General features: G+C 33.0%; 3 protein-coding genes and 1 pseudogene. All 4 read right to left on the bottom strand.

Annotated elements, in window-relative coordinates:
• Nucleotides 1-134: 134 nt before the first annotated feature.
• Nucleotides 135-1055: pseudogene (locus E1171_RS02585) on the bottom strand (bestrophin family protein).
• A gap of 127 nt (nucleotides 1056-1182) precedes the next feature.
• Nucleotides 1183-1416, bottom strand: coding sequence for a (4Fe-4S)-binding protein (locus E1171_RS02580; protein ID WP_155203783.1), 234 nt, complete (start codon nucleotides 1414-1416; stop codon nucleotides 1183-1185).
• A 2-nt stretch (nucleotides 1417-1418) separates the two neighbouring features.
• A complete protein-coding gene (locus E1171_RS02575; RefSeq protein WP_155203781.1) occupies nucleotides 1419-1823 on the bottom strand; it encodes an OsmC family protein in 405 nt (134 codons plus the stop codon).
• A 105-nt stretch (nucleotides 1824-1928) separates the two neighbouring features.
• Nucleotides 1929-2225 carry a GNAT family N-acetyltransferase gene (locus E1171_RS02570; protein ID WP_155203779.1) on the bottom strand — a complete coding sequence of 99 codons (297 nt, stop codon included), beginning with the start codon at nucleotides 2223-2225 and terminating at the stop codon, nucleotides 1929-1931.
• Nucleotides 2226-2317 lie beyond the last annotated feature (92 nt).

Below are 2317 nucleotides of genomic sequence, written 5' to 3'. Positions count from 1 at the left end.
AGGAGAATAATTGCCAATTTTGGAAATAAAAATCAGTTAGTTTTTATTGATTATTTAATAATAAGTAATTAATCAAAATTAACTGATTTTTTTATTTTAGGGAATTTGAAAAAATTCAGCCCCATAATATAAAATCAATAAAGAATCCCATCAATAAGCTCCTCGGGCTCCGGAAGATCCTCTTCTCCCAAATCCTGACGAAGATTAGTTTCAATGGTTATTGATAAGGCATTTAAAGGAGTGTCATTCACCAAATTCTCAAAGGGGTGTTCTATATGTTTTCCCACATACTCTAACATCACATAAATATATCCAATTCCTAATGAAAATGGGATGGACACTAATCCCAAATAACCAAAAAGAGCAAAAGGGAAAATCATTAAGAATACCCATAGAGCATATTGCATATACTAATCATACTGTCGGGGGAAAATTGTATTTTTAATTCGTTCAGATTTCCCCAGAATATCTGTAAAACTTCCAATTAGTTGATCAAACTGAATATGTCGAAAATCCTCGGTATAACCTTCCTCATAGATATCCTTTATCCGTAGTGCTTGATTTCGAAGAATAGCATAGGGGACATTTTTCTCTATTTGAAGCAATTCAATTTCCTTATCAGATAGAAAGGGAGTAATTACTAAAAAAGGATTTTGCTTTCGCAAATGTTTATTCAAGGCCCACACAAATGCACAGTGACGATAAATTAATTCTTTCTGGAATTCCTTCAGTTTTCCCTCTGTTCCCTTAGGTTGGAATTTAAGAGACAAAAGACTTAATACCCTTAAGGAAAAAAGTCTACTATCATTAACTAGTTTACCCCAAATTTTTCTGGCCTCCCACCAACGTGCATAAGCAGAATTATTTCTAAAACCAATTAAAAAGGCAAGAGCCGTTCCCAAAAATCCAGCTGGAAATGATAAGCCTTTGAAGATCTGCACATCCACAAAGTTACAAGTTATGGTGGCTGCAATCACAGCCGCCACCAACAAAAAAAGATTTTTCCACGTGAAAAAGAATAATTTCTTGACCGAAATCCTTTTTGTTACTATCATCTTCCCTATCTAAGGGTGATAAAGGGCTATAACTCAAGTAGCCCTTTAAGTTAATAACAGATAAATTTCATCAAATGGTTTTATTTTTCTCACTGTTAATAATCTTGCCTTTTCCCGCAAAACTTACCTACTCTTTTTTCTCCTTTAAATTGTTCATATAATAACTCAAAGCTCCCGAAGGACAAGCTTCAATTTGATTTACCAGTTGTTCTGTAGAAGCAGCTTCTATTTTTATCCAAGGTTTTTCTTTAGGCTGAAAAACTTCTGGCAAACCCTTTGCACAAAAAGCCGAGTGAATACATTTTTTGGGTTGCCACACCACTGTTACCTCACCATTTGTATATTCTTTTTTTACCTCCATAATTATAATATTTTTGTGTTAATTGAATTTTGATTATTTAATGTTTTATGAACGGGACAAACTTTGGCGATTGCAAGGAGTCTTCCTTTTTGTTTGTCGTCCAAATTACCCTCAACAAAAATGGTAGAATAGAAAGAATTTGACTGATTTGAGGCATTTGTTGTATGTTCAACCTCAACCCGAATAGAATCCACTTCCCATTCTTTAAGGTTAATGTACATTTTCAAAGTAATTGCTGTACATGAGGCTAGTGAAACACAAAGTAATTCAAAAGGACTTGGCCCCTTGTCCTTGCCTCCTTTATCTATAGGTTCATCAATTGTGAGTTGATGATTTCTCAGGTAAGCGTTAACTTTAAAATCTTCTTGGTTAAGAAAAACTGAAACTTTTTCCATTTCTTCCTTCATTAGAATTTTTTAAACCATAATTCTCCAAAAAAATTCCCTTTCAAAATAAAAAGGCTGAAAAACTTAATATATACCTTTTTTAATGGCCAATAAAAAAATTCTATTTTAGATATTTACGCCTGGAGCCAAATAACTATTCCATTCAGGATGTCTTTTCATGTAAGCCGCTACAAAAGGACAAAGGGGAAAGATCTTATACTTCGTTTGCGCAATATTCTCCAAAACCCCTCTTACAAGCATTGAACCTAGCCTTCTTCCTTCCAATTCTCTGGGAACCTCTGTATGAGTTAAAAATATCTTATCCTGTCCTGTTTTATAATCCACAAAAGCTTTTTTACCCTCAACAACCATCTCAAATTTTCCGTATTCTTTATTATCAATTATTTCAAATACTGTTTCCATATTCTTAAAAGGGGATTAAATAATCAAAATTTACAGGAATATTAATTTACATATAGGGATTGATAATAAGGTTTATCAATATTTCTAAACCT

Source organism: Xanthovirga aplysinae (assembly GCF_009711365.1).
Taxonomy (GTDB): domain Bacteria; phylum Bacteroidota; class Bacteroidia; order Cytophagales; family Cyclobacteriaceae; genus Xanthovirga; species Xanthovirga aplysinae.
Note: the sequence above shows the minus strand (reverse complement) of the source record. Positions and strands in the feature narration are given on the sequence as shown.